General features: G+C 62.9%; 17 protein-coding genes. 10 read left to right on the top strand and 7 right to left on the bottom strand.

The window, feature by feature from the left end; translation table 11 throughout:
- Positions 1-69 precede the first annotated feature (69 nt).
- From A9K68_RS12015 to A9K68_RS12025, 3 genes are read left to right on the top strand one after another with little or no spacing between them, the layout of a single operon-like run.
- Positions 70-1242: a glycosyltransferase family 4 protein gene (locus A9K68_RS12015; protein ID WP_065009258.1), complete on the top strand. Its 1173-nt coding sequence runs from the start codon at positions 70-72 to the stop codon at positions 1240-1242.
- Positions 1239-2057 carry a WecB/TagA/CpsF family glycosyltransferase gene (locus tag A9K68_RS12020; RefSeq protein WP_065009259.1) on the top strand — a complete coding sequence of 273 codons (819 nt, stop codon included), beginning with the start codon at positions 1239-1241 and terminating at the stop codon, positions 2055-2057. The genes A9K68_RS12015 and A9K68_RS12020 overlap by 4 nt, the downstream gene beginning before the upstream one ends.
- Entirely contained in the window at positions 2054-2971 is a 918-nt protein-coding gene (locus A9K68_RS12025) for a DUF6492 family protein (protein WP_065009260.1), read from the top strand. Before A9K68_RS12020 ends, A9K68_RS12025 begins: the two co-directional genes overlap by 4 nt.
- Positions 2972-3084: 113 nt before the next feature.
- Here A9K68_RS12025 and A9K68_RS12030 read toward each other — a convergent pair whose 3' ends face one another.
- The 3 genes from A9K68_RS12030 to A9K68_RS12040 form a co-directional block, all read right to left on the bottom strand.
- On the bottom strand, positions 3085-3384 hold the full coding sequence (locus A9K68_RS12030) for an AzlD family protein (protein WP_065009261.1): 300 nt from the start codon (positions 3382-3384) through the stop codon (positions 3085-3087).
- Complete coding sequence (locus A9K68_RS12035; protein ID WP_065009273.1) at positions 3381-4103, bottom strand: AzlC family ABC transporter permease; 723 nt, start codon at positions 4101-4103, stop codon at positions 3381-3383. Before A9K68_RS12035 ends, A9K68_RS12030 begins: the two co-directional genes overlap by 4 nt.
- A gap of 115 nt (positions 4104-4218) precedes the next feature.
- Positions 4219-4665: a cupin domain-containing protein gene (locus tag A9K68_RS12040; protein WP_127210422.1), complete on the bottom strand. Its 447-nt coding sequence runs from the start codon at positions 4663-4665 to the stop codon at positions 4219-4221.
- 161 nt (positions 4666-4826) lie between these two features.
- On the opposite strand from A9K68_RS12040, the gene A9K68_RS12045 reads away from it, so the two are divergent.
- The gene (locus tag A9K68_RS12045; protein ID WP_065009262.1) at positions 4827-6341 is read left to right on the top strand and encodes a winged helix-turn-helix domain-containing protein; all 1515 of its coding nucleotides are present in this window, start codon (positions 4827-4829) and stop codon (positions 6339-6341) included.
- A 227-nt stretch (positions 6342-6568) separates the two neighbouring features.
- Here the strand turns inward: A9K68_RS12045 and A9K68_RS12050 are convergent, their stop codons facing one another.
- The gene (locus A9K68_RS12050; RefSeq protein WP_065009263.1) at positions 6569-7864 is read right to left on the bottom strand and encodes a transporter; all 1296 of its coding nucleotides are present in this window, start codon (positions 7862-7864) and stop codon (positions 6569-6571) included.
- A 614-nt stretch (positions 7865-8478) separates the two neighbouring features.
- Here A9K68_RS12050 and A9K68_RS31700 point away from each other — a divergent pair.
- From A9K68_RS31700 to A9K68_RS12070, 5 genes are all read left to right on the top strand, one after another.
- A complete protein-coding gene (locus tag A9K68_RS31700) occupies positions 8479-8655 on the top strand; it encodes a hypothetical protein (protein ID WP_246811352.1) in 177 nt (58 codons plus the stop codon).
- A gap of 8 nt (positions 8656-8663) precedes the next feature.
- Positions 8664-10556: a GumC family protein gene (locus A9K68_RS12055; RefSeq protein WP_246811410.1), complete on the top strand. Its 1893-nt coding sequence runs from the start codon at positions 8664-8666 to the stop codon at positions 10554-10556.
- A 122-nt stretch (positions 10557-10678) separates the two neighbouring features.
- Entirely contained in the window at positions 10679-11578 is a 900-nt protein-coding gene (folD, locus tag A9K68_RS12060; protein WP_065009275.1) for a bifunctional methylenetetrahydrofolate dehydrogenase/methenyltetrahydrofolate cyclohydrolase FolD, read from the top strand.
- 127 nt (positions 11579-11705) lie between these two features.
- A complete protein-coding gene (locus tag A9K68_RS12065; RefSeq protein ID WP_095519062.1) occupies positions 11706-12695 on the top strand; it encodes a GlxA family transcriptional regulator in 990 nt (329 codons plus the stop codon).
- A gap of 115 nt (positions 12696-12810) precedes the next feature.
- Positions 12811-14472, top strand: a complete 1662-nt coding sequence (locus tag A9K68_RS12070; RefSeq protein ID WP_065009266.1) for a VWA domain-containing protein — start codon at positions 12811-12813, stop codon at positions 14470-14472.
- 559 nt (positions 14473-15031) lie between these two features.
- Here the strand turns inward: A9K68_RS12070 and A9K68_RS12075 are convergent.
- Both A9K68_RS12075 and A9K68_RS12080 read right to left on the bottom strand, forming a co-directional pair.
- Positions 15032-16054 carry an IS110 family transposase gene (locus A9K68_RS12075; RefSeq protein WP_065010339.1) on the bottom strand — a complete coding sequence of 341 codons (1023 nt, stop codon included), beginning with the start codon at positions 16052-16054 and terminating at the stop codon, positions 15032-15034.
- A 374-nt stretch (positions 16055-16428) separates the two neighbouring features.
- Positions 16429-17100, bottom strand: a complete 672-nt coding sequence (locus A9K68_RS12080) for a Crp/Fnr family transcriptional regulator (protein ID WP_029356805.1) — start codon at positions 17098-17100, stop codon at positions 16429-16431.
- 226 nt (positions 17101-17326) lie between these two features.
- On the opposite strand from A9K68_RS12080, the gene A9K68_RS31300 reads away from it, so the two are divergent.
- A complete protein-coding gene (locus tag A9K68_RS31300; RefSeq protein WP_203546900.1) occupies positions 17327-17488 on the top strand; it encodes a hypothetical protein in 162 nt (53 codons plus the stop codon).
- Positions 17489-18209: 721 nt separating this feature from the next.
- On the opposite strand, the gene A9K68_RS12085 is transcribed toward A9K68_RS31300, so the two are convergent.
- A complete protein-coding gene (locus A9K68_RS12085; RefSeq protein WP_246811353.1) occupies positions 18210-18653 on the bottom strand; it encodes a GNAT family N-acetyltransferase in 444 nt (147 codons plus the stop codon).
- Between the last annotated feature and the right edge of the window lie 360 nt (positions 18654-19013).

Consider the following 19013-nt stretch of genomic DNA (forward strand, 5'->3'; position numbering starts at 1 on the left):
GACCAAATAGCTTCACTTAATCAAGGCTTCACCGCGCCTTGCTAGCTGGGTCAGCACTGGATAGGTGAGATGCATCTGCTGTTCGCCACATCGATCGTGCCCGACGGTGCTCTTGCCTCGGGCTATGAGATCGCCAATGCCGCGATCATCGCCGCGTTGCGGCGGGCCGGCGTGCGCGTCACCGTGATTGGCTTCACCTGGCCGGGCAAGCCTGCGAGCGATCCGCAAAACACCATCGTGCTCGGTGCCGTCGATGTGCGCACCGAAAGCGTGTCATCGCTGCAAAAGCTCGCTTGGGTTGCAAAGGCGATGCTCTCCGGCCTCACTTTTGCGTCGGTCAAGCTGCGCGTGGTCACCGACAGCGAGGTCCGCGCCGCCGTCGAACGCGCCGGCCCTTTCGACGGCTATGTCTTGAATTCCGTGCAGTTCGCCGGCGCCTTCGAAAGGCTGTTCGCCGACCGGCCGTCGATCTTCGTCGCCCACAATGTCGAGCATCGTTCGGCGCAGGAGAACGCCGCTGCCGCGGGCGGCCTTTTGCAGCGCTTGTTGTTTCGCCGTGAGGCCAGGCTGCTCAAGGCCATGGAAGAACGGCTTTGCCGCCGGGCACGCTTCGTCCTCACGCTGGCCGAGGAAGATCGCTCAGCACTCGGCGTCGCCTCCGATAACCGTTCGGCGGCGCTGCCGCTGGTGACTTGCGCCGAAGCGCCCGTGCAAAACGAACCGCGCCGTATCGATTGCGACGCGGCGCTGATCGGTACCTGGACCTGGCGGCCGAACCGCATCGGCCTCGACTGGTTCCTGAAAAAAGTGGTGCCGCATCTCAGGCCCGATTTCCGGGTCAGGATTGCCGGCGGCGTGCCATCGGGCCTCACGTCCGCGCATCCCGGCGTCGAGTTTGTCGGGCGCGTGCCGGACGCGCAGGCTTTCGTGCGGGGTGCCGCCGTCATCCCGCTGATCAGCACCTCCGGCAGCGGCGTGCAGCTCAAGACCGTCGAAACCTTCGAACTCGGCCTGCCTTCCGTCGCCACCAGCCATTCGTTGCGCGGCATCGACCATCGCCCGGTCAATTGCGTGGTGACCGATGATCCGGTCGCCTTCGCCGGCGCCCTGGAAGCAGCAGTGGCCGATGTCAGGGACGTCGACGGCAGCGCTTTCCACCGCCGGCAGGTGAAGGCGCTCGATGCCGCAATCAGGCGCGGCCTGGAAAAGCTCGGGCCCGTCAGCCAGGAGGTGTTTGCATGAATATGCACACCGCCCGCGCCGCTTTCGGGGTCGACACTTTGAAATCGATCCTGGGGATCTCGGTCCTGGCCATCCGCTGGGACGACGCGGTCGCGCTGCTGACCCAGTTGATTGCTGAGCGGCGCTTCACCAAGGTCACCTTTCTCAACGCTCACAACGCCAATGTCGCCTATACGGACCCGGTCGTAGCCGAGGCGCTCGACGATTTTCTCATCCTGCCGGACGGTGTCGGCGTCGATCTGGCGGCGAAGCTGCTTTATGGAGCGTCGTTTCCGGACAATCTCAACGGCACCGATTTCATCCCTGCTTTCCTGCAGGCATCCGCCAGGCCGCTGACCGTGGGGCTGCTCGGCGCGACGCAGGTCAACGCCGAAGCGGCGTCGAAGAAGCTGGCGGCGCTCGCGTTGCAGCACCGATTCGTGGTCATCCATGACGGTTATTTCTCTCCCGCCGAGGAGCCGGCAATCGTCGATCGCATCGCCAGATTGCGGCCGGACGTGCTGCTTGTCGCCATGGGCGTGCCACGCCAGGAATTGTGGATCGCGCGCCACATCGATGCGGGCCACTGCACGCTGCCGATCGCCGTCGGCGCGCTGCTCGATTTCCTGAGCGGCACGGTGCCGCGGGCGCCGCTGTGGATGCGCCGGCTCAGGCTCGAATGGCTGTTTCGGCTGTGGATCGAACCGGGTCGCCTCTGGCGCCGCTATGTGGTCGGCAATCCCCTGTTCCTGTGGCGCGTCACCGGCCAGAAATTTTTGGGCCACCCCGCGCTTGCCAGAACTCGCCCTGGAGCAGGCCCCGGAGCAAGCCGTTGAACAGCCGGTTCGTGCCGAGCCCTGAGACCGACGTCCTTCGCCAGGCGCCGACGGCCGCGATCGTGACGGCAAGCTATGCGCCGGATTTGGAGCGTTGCCGGCTGCTGTGCGACACCCTCGACCGCTGCGTTTCCGGCGTGGCGCACCACTATCTTCTTGTCGAGCATCGCGACGTGGCACTGTTTCGTCAGCTGGAGAACAGCCGCCGCACGGTCGTCGACGAGCGGGACCTGTTGCCGCGCTGGCTGCATGCCTTCGACGATCCGCTCAGCCTGTTTCGCCGGCGCATCTGGCTCAGCCTGAAGACCATGCCGCTGCGCGGCTGGCATGTGCAGCAGCTTCGCCGCATCGCGATATCAGCGCACGCCGGCGAAGACGTGCTGGTCTTCTGCGATTCCGACGTGGCCTTCCTCAAGCCTTTCGACTGCAGCGCCTTCTGGCGGGATGGCAAGGTGCGGCTGTTCCGCCGCGACGGCGTGCTGTCGGGTGAAGGCCATGAGGAACATCGCATCTGGTCGCGCAATGCCGGCTCGGCGCTCGGCATCGAACCATCAGAGGTTTCCACCCACGATTACATTTCGACGCTGATTGCCTGGCGCCGCGAAACCGTGACGGCGATGTGCTCGCGAATCGAGAAGGTCCACGCGCGCTGCTGGGTCGAAGTCGTCGGCGCGGCGCGCAAATTCTCCGAATGCATGATCTACGGCCGCTATGTCGACGACGTGCTCGACGGTGCCGACCATTTCCACGGCTCGGAGGAGTTCTGCCGCGTCCAATGGACGGGCGAAGCGCTGTCGGATGACGAGTTCCGCCGCTTCGTCGCCGCCATGGCGCCGGAACAGGTGGCCATCGGCATGCAGTCCTTCATCGGCACCGATATCGGCCGCATCCGTCGCCTGATCGGGCTTGATTAGCCCTAGGGTCAAACCCGATCGCTCTGACGACCGGGTTAAACCGATAGTGTTCTCTAATGGGTCAAGGGCGGCGGCTCAGAAAAGCCCGAAGCGAAGCTCGCTTATAAAGCCCTCTAACCGAGGAAGCTCCGCAGACTGCCCGCCGATAGAATTGCGATGATGACGGTGGGAAGGATGGACATCCTTGTGGCTGCGACCATGGTGACCGCAAGCGCGATTATATCCGCGGGATGACCTGTCACGAAATCGGGGGCAATGACCGTTATCAGAACGCAGCCTGGCGCGCTTTCCATAACCATTCTCGTCCGCGCACCAAGGCTCCGGTTGCGCAGGAAGACGTAACCGCCGATTCGCGTCAGATAGGTGACAGATGCCATCAGCAGGATGGCAAGGAGATACATCGGGTCGATCATGACGACCTCGCCCAGAAGAATGCGGCCACGACACCCGACAGCGCGCCGGCCGGCACATACCAGGCGCCCGGCGCGACAAGATACGTCGCTGCTGCGACGAGCAAACTGACAAGCCACGGCAAGGCCGCCGAAACGCCCTTCCACATGCCCGCAAGCATGACGAGGAACACGGCGGGAAATGCCATGTCGAACCCGTAGCGGGTGACGTCGCCCAGCACGGGGCCGACAAGCGCGCCCACTGTCGTGAAAGCAACCCACGTCAGGTAAAGGCCAAGTGAAACGCCGAAATAATACCCAAGGCTCAAGCTCGTGCCCGACTTTCGCGCATCGGCGAGCCCCATGGCCCAGCTCTCGTCGCACATGAAGAACAAGACCAGGAATGCCTTGCGCTTGGGCAGATGCCGGATCAAAGGAGCTAGCGCCGCCCCCATGAGAAGATGCCGGCTGTTCACCAGGAAGGTGATCGCGACGATCAACAGCACATGGGGTGGTGACGTCCACAATTCGACCGCGGCGAACTCCGAACCGCCGCCGAAGTTGAGGCCCGTCATAAGAGGCACTTCGAGCGCAGTGAATCCTTTTTGAGCTGCTTGCGAACCGAGGACCAGCGCGAATGGGATGAAGCCGAGCATGACAGGAAACGACGCCTGCAGGCCGCGCCAGCTTTGGTGCTGGGTGCGCTCCGGAACGGAGGCCTCCGCCACATCCAAGTTGCTCATCTTTTTCAATCCTTTTTCCCCGCGCCTGCCCATTCCGGGCAGCTCCGCCTACCGACGGCGGAGGCATCGGATTGTCATGGCAGGCTTTCCCACGCGTCCGGCGTTCTGACCGCGGCTACGGCACGCGATCATCCATCTCGGGGTACAGCACAACACTTTCCTGTGCGGTCGGCTCGTTGCGCGCGCCGATGAAGACAGCCGGCCTCCTGCCTCGATTGACAGCGACGTGCAGCACGTTGGCTGGGATGTAGAGGTAATCGCCGGCATGCACGACATCCCGATACTGGAGTTCGTCCCCGCTCCGCATCTCCAACTCGTCTCCGCTCAACATGTAGAAGGCCGACTCATGGCGCTCATGGACATGGGCTTTGGTGCGCTGCCCGGGCGGGAGCGTGACAATACCCAACCACAAAGCCATTGCTCCAACCGTCTCCGAGCTTATTCCCGGCAGATAGTCCGATCCCTGGGCGGCCCGATAGGCCGCACCACCCTTGACAACCATAGCTTTGGTGCCGGCGGCCGCGGTCGTACCTGCTGCCGTCCGCTGTATCGACATCGTCATGTGGGCCTTCATTGTGCTAGTCTCGATCAACATGGCCAAGAGGATGACGAGACGACCGGCCAAAGTCCTTAAAGGGGAGGCGAAAAGTTCCGAATTCTTCCGAATCCGGTGAAGGCGGCGTAACATCGCGCCGCTTCGCGTTCGGGCCGTTCTTGCTTGACATGCAGTACGGCACGCTCATGCGCGAGGGAAAGCCTGTCGCGATCGGTCACAAGGGCTTGTTGCTGCTTCACGCCTTGGTGCAGGCAGCAGGGCAAGTCTTGAGCAAGGCGGCGCTCATCGAGGCGGCCTGGCCCGATACCATTGTCGAGGAGAGCAACCTGTCGGTGCAGATTGCAGCACTGCGCAAGCTCCTCGGGCCACAACCGGACGGCAGCGAGTGGATCGTCACAGTCTCCCGCACTGGGTATCGTTTTGCCGGCCACGTGCGCGTGCTGGACGCCGCGGCCGGCAGCAACCCTTCCGCCCTCCAGCAGCCGGCCGCCTTTCCCGAAAGACCGTCCATTGCGGTCCTGCCATTTGCCAATGTAAGCGAGGACAAGGAACAGGCGTACCTTGCCGACGGCATCACCGAGGACATCATCACCGCGCTGACGCGGTTCCGGTGGTTTCGGGTGATCGGGCGCAATTCCAGTTTCGTCTACAAGGACAAGTGCCTCGGCTCCAAACAGGTCGCCGGCGAGCTCGGCGTCCGTTACGTGCTCGAAGGAAGCGTGCGCCGATCCGGCTCGCATGTCCGGGTGTCGGTGCAACTGGTCGATGCGGCTTCCGCCAGCCAGATCTGGGCCGAACGATACGAGATGGAACTGGCGGAGGCATTTGCCGTTCAGGATGCCATTGCCGAACGGATCACCGGCGCGATCGAGCCCGAACTGCTCAAGACGGAGTCGCTTCCGGCCGGTGCCCGCCACTCCGGTAATGTGACTGCCTGGGACGTGGTGCGGCAAGGTACCTGGCATTTCCACCACGTCGGCCAGAAAACGCATCTGAGAGCGCGGGAGCTGTTCCGCGACGCGTGCAGGCTCGACCCCGACCTTGCGGAGGCCCATCTCTGGCTCGGCCGTGTGAGCGCCGGCATCGTCGCCTATGGTTGGAGCGACAGACCGTCGGAGGACATCAGGGAAGGTCTGGACGCCGCCTTGGTGGCGGTCCGGCTCGATGAGAAGAATCCCTATTCGCATTATGCGTTGGCCATCTGCAGCGCGTACGCCAACGCGCCCGAACAGGCCGTTCTCGCCGCAGAGAGGGCGGTCGAGATCAGCCCGAGCTTCGCCCTTGGCCACCTTGTCCTCGGGATGGGGCAGCTCTTCCGTGGGAGCGCATTCGAGGCGATAGCACCGCTCGAACGCGGCTTGATGTTAAACCCCTACGATCCGCAGAACTTCGTCTGGCTTAATCTGCTGGCACTCGCTTACCTGTTCAATGGCCGAGCAAATGAGGCGCTTGCGGCGGGAATCAAGGCCCGGAAGGTTCGCCCTTCCTGGCGGCCCATCCACGAAACGCTTGCCTGCTGCTATGTTTCGCTCGGGCGCTTGCCGGAAGCCCGATCATGCGTCGAGCAGATGCGCGACATGGATACTCCGTCAGGTGACGCCTTGGCACCGCTGAGACTCCGCAGCCCTCACTGGGCTGAGGAGATAGCGCTTCTGCTAAAGGAAGCAGGGCAGTCAGTATAAAGCCTTTTTAAAGGGCCCTCTGGCGTCGTAAGCTCATGGGTTCAAAAGAAAGCTGGACTGTGTCGCCGTCGACGGTCAGCTCTACGTCAGGAGCGTTAGGCTCGGCGTTCCAGTCAGGGTTCAGGTGCCGGAAAGATAACTCGGTCATGCAGCCATTATCGCATGGCGAAAGGACAACTTTCCATCCCATCTCGGCATTTGCGGCAGCCAGCTGATTGAGTTTGATCCTAGACCGGCTTGGCCGGCTTGCGCATCGCCGAATAGGTGAGCAGCGTCGAGGCGAGATAGAGCAGCAGGAAGACGACATTGAGCGACAGCACCAGATCCGGCGTGTCCAGGATCGTGGTCAGCACATAGGTCAGCAGGACGGCCTTCAGCCCGGCAAGCAGGGCCAGGTTGATCGCCCGCACCAGTGTCTGGCCGCGCGCGAACAGGAGCTCGGCCTGGTATTCGACCAGATTGCGCAACCCAGGCACACAGATCGCCAGCGCCAGCAGAGGGGCGGCGTCCGCGACATTCTTGCCCAGCGCGTTGGGGAAGAAATGCAGCACGATGGCAAGCGCCGCCAGCGCCAGCGTCGAGACCAGGAACACGCCGCCTTCTATGCCGCTCTTGACCGTCAGGCGCGACAGGAGTTCCGGCGCCCGCATCATGCGCTGTACCAGCATCATCGAGAAGGTGCGGATCGGGATCGCGGTCAGGTCGACCAGCCGCATGATGATGGCGTAGATGCCGGCGAGGTGCGGCCCGCCGATCGCCAGCACCAGGAGCTTATCGAATTCCATCTGCAGGTAGAACATCACCTCTGCGCCGGCGACGTAGATGGAATCGGCGAGCCGCCTGATATAGAGCGCCAGCCGCAGCCGCAACCTCTGGCGCGGATAGAAAAATGCGAAGGCGAGCAGCAGCGAGGCGGCGTTGGCGCCGATATAATACCAGGACCAGACATCTATGGTCGGCTGCGGTGCGAACATGAACAGCACGGCGCCGAGCGCCCGCAAGGCCGTCGCCAGGATCGTTAGCAGGGCGGCGCGGCCGAACTTGCCGAGCCCGTTGTTGACGATCAGCGCGACCTCGACCGGCCGCCACAACAGCGCCTCGGCAAACACGACCGCCGCAAAGACCGATAGCGGCACGGTGCTGGCAAAGAAGACCAGGTAGACGCCGTAAGAGGCGGCAGCCAGCAACGGCAGCGATATCACGCCAAGCAGCACGAAGCCGGCCGTGAAGGTGCCGATCAGATTGGGGCGGATGGTAGCAGTCCGGTAAAGCGCCGAGATGAAACCGAAGGCCAGGATGCGTGACAGCATCACGCCGGCCGCCGAAGCGGTGGCGAACATGCCGAACTCGGCGATGGACAGCGTGTTGGCCAGCGCGATGAAATAGGCGAGCGAAAACACCAGCCGCCCGCCCGCGCCGCTGATCGCCGAGAGATAGTCGCGAACCAGCCCCCGTCGCTCGGCCACGAAAGCGCCGATCCGGGCGAGGGGCCGCCTTTGCGGGATGTTGCCAGCCTGTGTCATGTGTCGGAGACAGCATAGGCTGGAAAGTTTAACGCGCGGTTCGGAACGCTTTCGTTGCGTTCAGGAAAGACACAACCGATGAGGGAAATCTCATCTTCAAGGCAGGGAAATTAACCTTTTGTTTCCCATGCTTGTTTAGCGTGGCTTAACGAATGGCTGACCGCGCGCGTCCAAGCCGCCAAGGGCAAGCTCCACGATAATGTTCGACAGGCAAAACCGTGAAGATTGGAGGCGCGAGCGGTCCTTGCTGGCGCTCGGCCGGGCGATGCGCGGCGAAGAAGAAGCTGAACCATCGCTGGTTTCGATCGGGGATCGGGCAGACCCGTCATGGCGCGAAGATGCCGCGACGCGCCATCGTCTCGCGCGCTTACGCCGCGAGGGGCGAGCGTATCCGGAATTCTCGGCAACCCCGGAGCTCTCGGCGATTCCGGAACGCCCGGTAACTCCGGAATTCTGGGCAAACGATGAAACAAGCCGGTTTCAAGCCGAGGATGCATCCGCTTCGGCCGCCCGGATATCGCCAGAGGCGGACGAGGCCGTTGAAGCGGACCGTGCGGAAGCCAGGCCGCGGGAGGAGCCGGTTTCTCCCGGTATTTCCGAGGACCGCCGTTCCGATGCCGATCCTCGATATGCCGCGTTCGATCCTCGATACCCCGCGTTCGATCCTCGATACGCCGCGTTCGAGCCTCGGTATGCCGCGTCCGATCCACGATATGCGACGTTCGAAGCTCGATACGCCGCTGACGAGCAGCGATCTTCCCGCGAGGATGACGACGGATGGAAGCCGTTGATCGATCCGATGCAGGTCGTCCGCGGCATTGCCAGGTCGAAGCTGCTGATCGTCGCCATGACGGTACTGGGCGCCACGCTTGGCGTCGCGATCGCGCTATCGACGCCGAAGAAATACGAAGCCACCGCAGAGCTGATCGTCGACCCGCGCGACCTGAAGCTCACCGACCGCGACCTCACCCAACCGGTGGTTGCGTCCGACGCCACGCTGGCCATCGTCGAAAACCAGGTTCGCGTGCTCACCTCCAGTACCGTTCTCAACAAGGTCGTGGATAAGCTCAACCTCGCCAGGGATCCGGAGTTCAACGGGCAAGGTTCCGAGGGCCTGGGCGTGATGACGCTCATCCGATCGATCCTGTCGCGCAATGACGGGCCGGGTGTCGGTGAGGGCCGCCGCCGCGCGCTGGCCGTCGCCAATCTGGCGGAGAGCCTTTCGGTCGAGCGCGGCGGCAAGACCTTCGTCATCTCCGTCAGCGCCACCACGCAAAATGGCGAGAAGTCGGCTCTCATCGCCAATACGATGACGGACGTCTTCCTCCAGACCTTCGGTCAGATCCAGTCGGACACCGCTGGCCGCGCGACCAACGAACTGACGGGCAGGCTCGACGAACTGCGCAAGGGCGTGGAAGTGGCCGAGCGCAAGGTCGAGGATTTCAGGGCCGCGCACGACCTCGTCGACGCGCAAGGCCATCTGATCAGCGACGACGAGATGCTCAAGCTCAACCAGCAGCTTGCCATCGCCCGCGCGCGCACGCTGGAACTCAACGCCCGCGCGGCGTCGGCGCGCTCAATCGACGTGAATTCGGTTCTGAGCGGCACCTTGCCGGAGGAGATCAACTCCAACACCATGAGCGAATTGCGCTCGCAATATGCGACGCTCAAGCAGGAGGCCGACCGCGCCGCGATCCGGTTCGGGCCGCGGCATCCCGAGCTCCAGGCGCTCAATGCCCAGCTTGCCGGCTCGCGCGAGCGCATCGCCGGGGAACTGCGCCGCATCGCCTCGTCGCTGCAGGTCGACCTCAGGCGCGCCGTGCAGCTCGAACAGGATCTGGCCTCCCGGCTGGCGCAGTTGAAGGTCCGCAGCGGCGACATCAACAACGATCTGGTCACGTTGCGCGAACTGGAGCGCGAGGCCGCCGCCAAACGCTCCGTCTATGAACAGTACCTTCTGCGCGCCAAGGAAACCGGCGAGCAGAAGGACATCAACACCGCCAACATCAACGTGATCTCCAGGGCCTTCGCCCCGCTCGAGCCGAACGGACCGTCGCGCGCCGTGACGGTGCTTGCCGGCCTGCTGGCGGGCCTCGCCTCTGGTGTCGGCCTTGGCGCCATGCGCGGCGCCTATGCGAGCCTGCGCGATACCGCCAATTCGCGGCCGCGCCGCCGGACGGACGAGCGCCGTTTTGAAGACAAGGCATACCAGGCGTCGCCGCCGCCCGTTCCGCCAGTCGAGGCCACCAGGCATTCAGGTCCGATTAATGCGCTGCTGTCGGCGGTGAGCAGGATCGTGCCGCGCAAGGCGCGCAGCGAAGCCTCGCGTTCCAGTGACTCACCGGCCAATGGCGCATCCGCAGTCGCCGGAGGCGCAAAGCGGGATCCGGTCAAGCAGCAAGCGATGTACCCGGCCCCGCCTATGCAGGCGTATGCGCAACCGCCGATGGGCTATCCCTGGCAGATGCAGCCGCCGCCGGCCGGCTATCCCTATCCGCCGGCCATCACGCCCCATGCCGGGCCTTATCCGCAGCAACAGTCCGCCTATCCCCGAGCCTCGTCGGACGACGCAAGTCAGGCTTCGAAAGCCGCCGAACAGCAAGCCTCCATCGAAGAAATCCGAGCCAGCCTGCGCGAATTCCGCGAAGCGGTTCGCGAACTCACCGAAAGCCGATCGCGGCGCTATTTCTGAGCGCCGGATAGAATAAAAGCCATCGGTTTCGAGTTAGCGGCATAAGACGGCGCTTTGACGGGATTGCCGGGTCGGATTTTCGTGAAAATGCCGCCCGAAGTAGAATGATGTTGAGGGTGTTCATGGCCGAGTTGATTGACGGAAAGAACGTCGCCGAAGACGTGGTGCGGCGCGTCAAGGCCTTGGCGATCGAACTGATGGAAAAGCGCGCGCAGAAGCCCGGTCTCGCAGTGGTCATCGTCGGCGAGGATCCGGCGAGCCAGGTCTACGTCGCCTCCAAATCCCGCACCGCCAAGGAATGCGGCTTTCATTCGGTCCAGCACACGCTGCTGGCCGAGACCTCCGAACAGGAACTGCTTGATATCATCGGCGAACTCAACGCCGATCCGGCCATCAACGGCATCCTGGTGCAGCTTCCGCTGCCTGGCCACATCGACGCGGGCAAGATCATCCAGACCATCGCGCCGCAAAAGGATGTCGACGGCTTCCACTTCATCAATGTCGGCAAGCTTGGCACCGGCGAATTGGAGACGGCCTTCGTGCCTTGTACGCCAGCCGGCTCGATGCTGCTGATCGAGCGCGTGCGCGGCAAGGATCTTTCCGGCCTTAATGCGGTGGTCGTCGGCCGCTCCAACATTGTCGGCAAACCGATGGCCAATCTTCTGCTTGCCGCCAACTGCACCGTCACCATCGCGCACAGCCGCACCAAGGACTTGGCCGCACTGGCGCGCACCGCCGACATTCTCGTTGCCGCTGTCGGCAGACCTGAAATGATCAGGGGCGACTGGGTCAAATCAGGCGCCACCATCATCGACGTCGGCATCAACCGCATCGCGGCGCCCGAAAAGGGCGAAGGCAAGACCCGCCTCGTCGGGGACGTTGCCTATGCGGAAGCGGCGACGATGGCCGGCGCCATCACGCCGGTGCCTGGCGGCGTCGGACCGATGACCATTGCCATGCTGATGGCCAACACGCTAGCTTCCGCCTATCTCGCGGCCGGATTGAAACGGCCGTCTTTCTGAACCTGGAAAGCCGCAGCTTTGCCGAACCACACTGTTCCCCGAGCATTTGCAGCCAAGTGGGATCACTTGGCGTTGCATAAATGCGACTGAAACAAAGAGATAGAGCGGGATGCCCCACTCGACCCAAATGCATCCCGCTCTAGAGCGGCCGGTCGCGAACGATCTTGTTCAAGGCGGCCGGCAGTTCGGGTTCCTGCTGGTCGACAAGTTTTCCATGTTCTCGCTGGCCGCCGCAATCGACACGTTCCGGTCGGCGAACCGGCTGCTCGGCCACGACTTCTATGGCTGGACGACGGTGTCGGCCGACGGCGATGCCGTCATGGCTTCCAACGGCCTGCCGCTCAAGATCGACTATGCCGTCGCCGATCTGCCGCCGGTCGATATCCTTTTCGTCTCGGTCGGGCTGACGACCGAATTTCCCGGCAAGAGCAAGGTGCTGGCGGCGCTGCGCAGCTGGGGCCGCCGCGGCAACGCGCTCGGCGCACTGTCGGTCGGCTCCTATCTGCTCGCCGAGGCAGGCCAGCTCGAAGGCTATCGCTGCACCATCCACTGGGAAAACCGCGCCGGCTTCGTCGAGCGGTTTCCCGACATCAACTGCACCGGCAATGTCTTTGAGATCGACCGCAAGCGCTACACCTGTGCCGGCGGCACCACCTCGATCGACCTGATGCTGGAGATCGTGCGCGGCGATTTCGGCTCGGGCCTCGCCAACGGCGTCGCCAACCAGTTCCAGCACGAGCGCATCCGCTCTGCCGGAGACCGCCAGCGCGTAGGTCCTGAGCGCGACCTGACCGGCAAATCGGAAAAGCTGCGCCGCATCGTCGAACTGATGGCCGACCATCTCGACGAGCCGCTGTCGGCGGTGCAGCTCGCCAAATCGGCCGGCCTGTCGGTGCGTCAGGTAGAGCGGCTGTTCCTGCGACACCTCACGGTGACGCCCGGCCGCTATTACATGCGGCTCAGACTCGAGCGGGCGCGCGAATTGCTGCGCCAGACCAACATGCCGATCCTCGACGTGGCGATCGCCACCGGCTTCACCTCGCACTCCTATTTTGCCCAGAGCTATCGGCTGCAATTCGGCCGGCCGCCTTCCGAAGAGCGTCGCACGACGTATTGAGTGGTTTGGCTCAGGTTCGTGGCCGACCCTCCCACGCTCGGCGTCCGGGCTTGTGTCCCGACGCGGCGTCAAATAGCTTCCCCGGACTGGCAGTGACTGACTGGGGGAGATTTTCATGGCGGGACTTGCGCGGAGCGTCGCCGCGGCGATCCTCCTGTTGTGGATGACGACGCTCGGCCTTGCCGCCGACCGTGTCGTCATCGTTCTCGACGCTTCCGGCTCGATGTGGGCGCAGATCGACGGCAAGCCCAAGCTCGAAATCGCCCGCGAATCGCTGCGAACCGTGCTGCAATCGGTCCCCGCGGATAGGGAAATCGGCTTCATGGCCTATGGCCATCGCGAGAAGGGCAGTTGCGAGGACATCGAGCTCATCGTGCCGCCGCAGGCCGGCTCGGCAGCTGCTGTTTCCGCTGCCGCCGACAGCCTGAAATTCATCGGCAAGACGCCGCTGACATCAGCCGTCAAGCAGGCGGCCGAGGCGCTGAAGTACACCGAGGATAAGGCCACCGTCATCCTGATCACCGATGGGCTCGAGACCTGCAAAGGTGACCCTTGCGCGCTCGGCAAGGAACTGAGGGCTGCCGGTGTCAATTTCACCGTAAGCGTCGTCGGCTTCGGCCTGACCGCGGACGAGGGCAAGCAGGTCGCTTGCCTCGCCGACAACACCGGAGGCAAATACATCCAGGCGTCCGACGAGCAAGCCCTACAGGACGCGCTGGTCGAAACCATCGCCGCGGCACCTGCACCGGCGCTCGAACCAGCGCCTGCGCCGCAGCCTGCCCCCGAGCCGGAAAAGCCGGAGTTCAACTTCATGCCGGCCGTGGTGCTCGCCGAGGGCGGCGATCCCGTCACCGACGGCAATTCCTGGGAGATCTACAAGGCCAGCTCCGACGGCACCCGCGGCGATTACGTCACCACCGAATACGGAGCCTACAAAGGCAATCTGGAGCCGGGCGGCTACATAGTCGTCGCACGCTATGGCGAGGCCAGGACCGAACAGAAGATCACGGTCGAGGCGGGCCAGCTCTACAAGCCCCTTGTCACGCTGAATGCCGGCACGCTCATCATTCATCCGCGGCCAAGTGAGGGGGCGGACGTCGCCGATGGCGCGGCTGTCGCGATCGCCTATCCGGGCGTCGATACGCCTGCGACCTATTATGGCGACACGAAGGTCGTGTTGCCGGCTGGCGACCAGAAAGTGACGGTCAGGATCGGACAGGGCGAAATCACCGAAACCATCCCGCTCACTGCCGGCAGGATCGTCGACAAGGATATCATCGTCGGCGTCGGTCATGTCGTTGCCAACGCCTACTACATTGCTGGCGGCGACAAGGCCGACGGTTCGGGCATCGGCTTCAAGGTGTTCAAGGCAAGAAAGAAGATCGACGGAATGAGGCAAGAGGTGGCTCATGCCTATGGTCCCGACAGCAAGTTCGATCTGCCGCCCGACGACTATGTGCTGACGGCGACGGTCGACCTTGCCGTCGTCGAGCAGCCGTTCAGCGTCAAGGCCGGTGAGCATCAGGATCTGAAGGTCGCCATTAATGCCGGCGTGCTCGCGATCACCGCGCCAGGGGCCTCGAAGATCGAGATTTTCGATCCGAAGAAGGACATCAACGGCAACCGCAAATCGCTCGGTTACGCCTACGACGAGAAATATCAGGCGGCGCTGCCGGCCGGCGACTACGCGGTCGTCGCGGAGAACTTGGACAACAGCTCGAAGGAAATCACGGTGACCATCAAGGCCGGCGAGCGAGCCGAGTTGACGGTGCAGTAGGACGCAGTTCGACTCCGATGTCGATTGCTCGCGACGGCCTTGAAGGCGCAAGGTTTCGAGGCGATCGACCGATCGTTAGATAAGCATGCGCCCCACAATTGCCGAGCTTGGTCTTGGATTGCGGCCGGCGCTGTGGTCGACGGACTGGCATTCGCATTTCTACCTCGCAGGCAACGTCGACGCGAACTGGTCGGCTGAACGTCCGAAATGGGTGGCCATTCGTCTCGTCGATCGGAACGAGCAGGGAACGCCAGGGACCCCGTTATGTCTGTCGAATGACCGGCGTGGGGCCGTGTATGGACGGCTCTCCGTTGGCAAGGGTTTATTTGAGCATTTTGCAGTTGCTGGTTGGTGCGGCCATGTATCCGACCTGTAAGTGCGGCTTTTCACGCGCCGCTGGCCATAATGCCATTCGCGCGGCTCAGGTCCCGATCGAAAGCTCGCACTCGAGGTGCACGGCCCCAGTGGGTTTTCCTGATCCGGCGGTTTCAACCGGCTCTGTGCATTAGCTCCTGTTCGCCCTTTCCAACTCGTCGGCGATCACTCGCCCTATCTCGATTTATGCGATGATCGGCTCCTTGTAGCGCTCGCCGTTCGTCATCAGTGCCCAGACCATCCGGGCGGTCTTGTTGGCGAGCGCGACCGCCGCCACCTTCGTCGTTCGTCGGGCCATCAGCTGCACGAGCCAGGGTCGCCTCGTCCCGTGCCGCTCGGCATAGCGGATGACCGCCATCGCTCCGACCACGAGCAGCTGGCGCAGGTATCGATTGCCGGCTTTGGAGATGCTGCCGAGCTTCTCCTTGCCCCCGCTTGAGTTCTGCTTGGGAACGAGCCCGATCCAGGCCGAGAGGCATCGCCCCGACTTGAATGCGAGCGGATCGGCGACGGTCGCGACGAACGCACTCGCCAACAGCGGGCCCACCCCTGGTATCTCCATCAACCTGCGACCCAGCTCGGTCTCTCGTGCACTCGCCCGCACCCTGCGATCGTTCTCGAGGATCTGTGCCTTCACGACTGTGAGCTGCGCCTCGAGCATCCGCAGACAGAGCCGCGCGTCAGCCGGTATCCTCGTGTCGTTATCGTCGTTAATGACGACAAGCAGTTGCTCGATCCCGATCCGCCCGATCGGCGCCACGACTCCGAACTCGGACAGATGGGCCCGCAACGCGTTCGATATCTGCGTGCGCTGGCGGTTGAGCATCAACCGAACCCGGTGCAGCATCATCACGCTCTGCTGCTCGGGTGACTTCACCGGGACGAAGCGCATGGTCGGCCTGGTCACCGCCTCGCAGATGGCCTCGGCATCGGCCGCATCGTTCTTCTGTCGCTTCAAATAGGGCTTCACATACTGTGCCGGCAGCAGTCGCACATCATGACCTCGTGCGGTCAGCTCTCTCGCCCAATAGTGCGAGGAACTGCAGGCTTCGATCCCGACCAGACATCGCGGCAGCTTCTCGAAGAACCCCAGCACTCGCCCACGGGTCAGCTTCCTTCGAATGACAACCTGGCCCACGGCATCTACGCCGTGGACTTGAAACACGGACTTCGCGATATCCAGACCAATCGTCGTACCCTTGTCCATCTCAGCTCTCCTCCAGCTCTGGCCCAGCGACTATAGCCGCAAGGCGGAGGAGAGCCGTCCACCGCATCAAGAGCGGATTGGCAGCTTTGATGCTCGGATCGTCAGAAGCGGACCTTCAGACCGGCGCGGGCATCGACGTGATTTGACCCTGACCGGACCTTCCGCGCGCCAATTGGCGTCTCGGAAGCGGACGTTCAGCCGAACCAGCGCCATGACCCTGAGGCCTTCAGTCCAGTCTCGCCGTTGCCCGCAACTAACCCATCTCGGCCATTCGCGGCATAGCCAGAATCACCGAGTTTTACCCTAGTCTTCCTCCCGAAAATCCTGCAGCGAGGCATGGTGCGGTGCCCCCCCTGCCGCAGCGACAGCCTTCGCTATTCCTTCTTGTCGACCAGCGCCCGTAGTGCCGAGACGTCATGCAGCAATAACCTGCTGCCGCGCTTTTCGATCAGGCCTCTCTTGGCGAGATCGCTCATTTCGCGCGAGACCGCCTCCCTGTGCGTGCTCATCGTTGCCGCCAGCTCGGAATGCGTCGGTGCCGGGCTTATGGACACCTCGCCGTCCACGAGTGCGGCTTTCTCCGCCCGATGCAGGAGCTCGACGATCAGCCGTTTTCGCACGACCAGAGTGCTGTATTCGAATACCCGCTCGGTCATGCGCCGGAGCTGGGCAGACAGATGCTCAAGCAGCATCCAGGCAAAAGTCGGGTGGGTCATCACGATATCCCGGAATGCTGTGCCGGACAGCCGTGCAGCGCGGGTTGCCTCCAGCGCGACTACGCTGGCAGAGCGTGCAATCCCGTCAATGCCTCCGAGCTCCCCGAAAATGTCACCCGGTTCGACATCGCGATACGCTATCTCCCTGCCGTCCGCTGAAACCAGTGTCACGCGAGCCCGTCCTTCCAGCAGGAAGAAGACATCGCGACCCGTGTCGCCGTGGGAAATGATTAGCTCGTTGTGTCGATAGCTGCGCTCGTGCCACCGTTTGGTCAGCGCGGCGAGGTCGGCATCGCAAAGTCTTGAGATGAAGGCCAGAGAGCCTGTCACAACGGTCTCTTGTGTTCAATCAAGTGTACTTCACCTTACTCCCTATCCAAGGAAATTTGATGGCCGCAGGCCCCGCTTTCGGGGATGCAAACTGGGAGCGGATTTCGCCAATGTTTTCCCCGGTGTGGGAATTCCCACAGCCGAGCCTGGTTCGACTGTCATATCCTTGTTGCAACGTCAGGCCCGCCGGCTCGTGTGCAAGCCGGCGAAGGGAAAGGGAACAGTCATGAAATTCTTGGCTCCCGTCATAAAACTTGCTGCGGGGTTTCGCAAATTCGTCGCGCCGCGCTACCGCCCGGAGCTTTATTACATGCGTGGCCCGGGGCCAGCCACCGCCCGCCGTATGGGCACGCCGCGGCAAAACCAATCCATCGACCACTACGCCTAACTTGCCTCGCGGACGGCTGACGCTCTCGCCCGGAGTGCCGTTCGCGCCGTTCCGCACCGGTCAATTCAGATCAATGAAGGGACGATCTGATCATGGTTATAATTCATGCTGCCGCCATTGGTCCATTTCGCAGGTGGTTACGCCTCCGCGCCGAGCGAAAAGCTCTCTTGTCGGCAACGGACCAGTTGAGCCGTTTACCCGATGACGTTCTTGGCGACATCGGCATCTCACGTGACGAAATCATGTGCGCTTTGACCATCCGTCATGCGGAGGCAGGCGCGGCCGGCACGACGATCGAGCCCACCGGGATCGCTTGGGCCTCGATCCCGAAACGGTTGGCCGCCGGCAGTGGCTACGCATCGGCCGAGATCCCCTTTGGCTGGTCCACGAGCGCGCGATCGAGCCTTACATCGCGGCTTCGACAAGCAGCGGCGCGCCGACGGGAACGTTCCGCCCCGCTTTAGCACAGCCGGGTTGGCATCTTAATTGCCTATTGAGACTCGCCAGAGTGTGGCCACAGCGCTTGCGAAGGGGATGGAAAATGGGTTTAGCGATAGACTTGTCTGATGTTGCCCTCACATTTCATTGTCCGGATTGCTCGCATCCGGCGGTAAGGAAGGGCTCTGCGTTAAGAACGATCGCGCACTTCAGATGCAACGGGTGCAACGCCAAGGTGCGGATCACTTACCCGCAGAAGCTAGCAATCTTCGAAAAGCACCGGCTATCGGCCGCGCAAAGGGCTTTGCGATTGGCTGTCTAATCGTGAAAGTTTGGCATGGGCTTGCAGGTGCGACGCGGCCCTGCGATCGACCACTTCGAACCATGTTTGCGACAAAAAGGCCATTGCCCGGTCGTTTCCCTCGAGCACTTCGAGTGCGATGCTCGGGATGCCGGAATGGGCGGCAAAGACAGCGTGCAATATATTAGCGGCTAGCCCGGTGCCGTACTCGCTTTGATCGATGTGGAGCCGGTCAAGCATGACGTCGCCGGCTTCATTCATCTTAGCCATCGCGTAGCCGGCAATCGAGCCCTCTGGCCGTTCTGCCACGAACGACATTTTCTTGGTGTCTGTCAGTTTCGCCGCAATCCGCTGCAGCGTGTGATCTTCATCCGAAATCCGGGTGGCGTCTCGGCACCCATGATTGGCGAGTACGTCCTGCGCCAAGACTCTCCAATGAGCAGCGATACCGACGGCACGTCCTGCTCAGTCATGGCTCTGATTTGCGTCATCGATAACGTCCCCTGCCGGTCAATTATAGCGTTGCCGGACGGGCCGCTCAAATTCGGAGCGGCGGCCTACCGCCGCTTCATCGCATGGGGGTCACGCCGTTCCCTTACACCTACCATCAGGCATGGTCCGCGGGTCGACTCCTACCGATGAGCTGACGTCCGCTCTGGAGAAGCACCGCGAATGTCTGAACATGGCGCAACCTCGCCCGTGGCGTTGACAGCAGCCATGTCCGCTTCCGGGGAACAACAGGGGCCGGCACAATGACCAACATGCGGCGCTAAGCGGCCATTCGCG

The organism is Mesorhizobium sp. AA22 (assembly GCF_001672375.2).
In the GTDB taxonomy this organism is placed as follows: Bacteria; Pseudomonadota; Alphaproteobacteria; order Rhizobiales; family Rhizobiaceae; genus Mesorhizobium; species Mesorhizobium wenxiniae.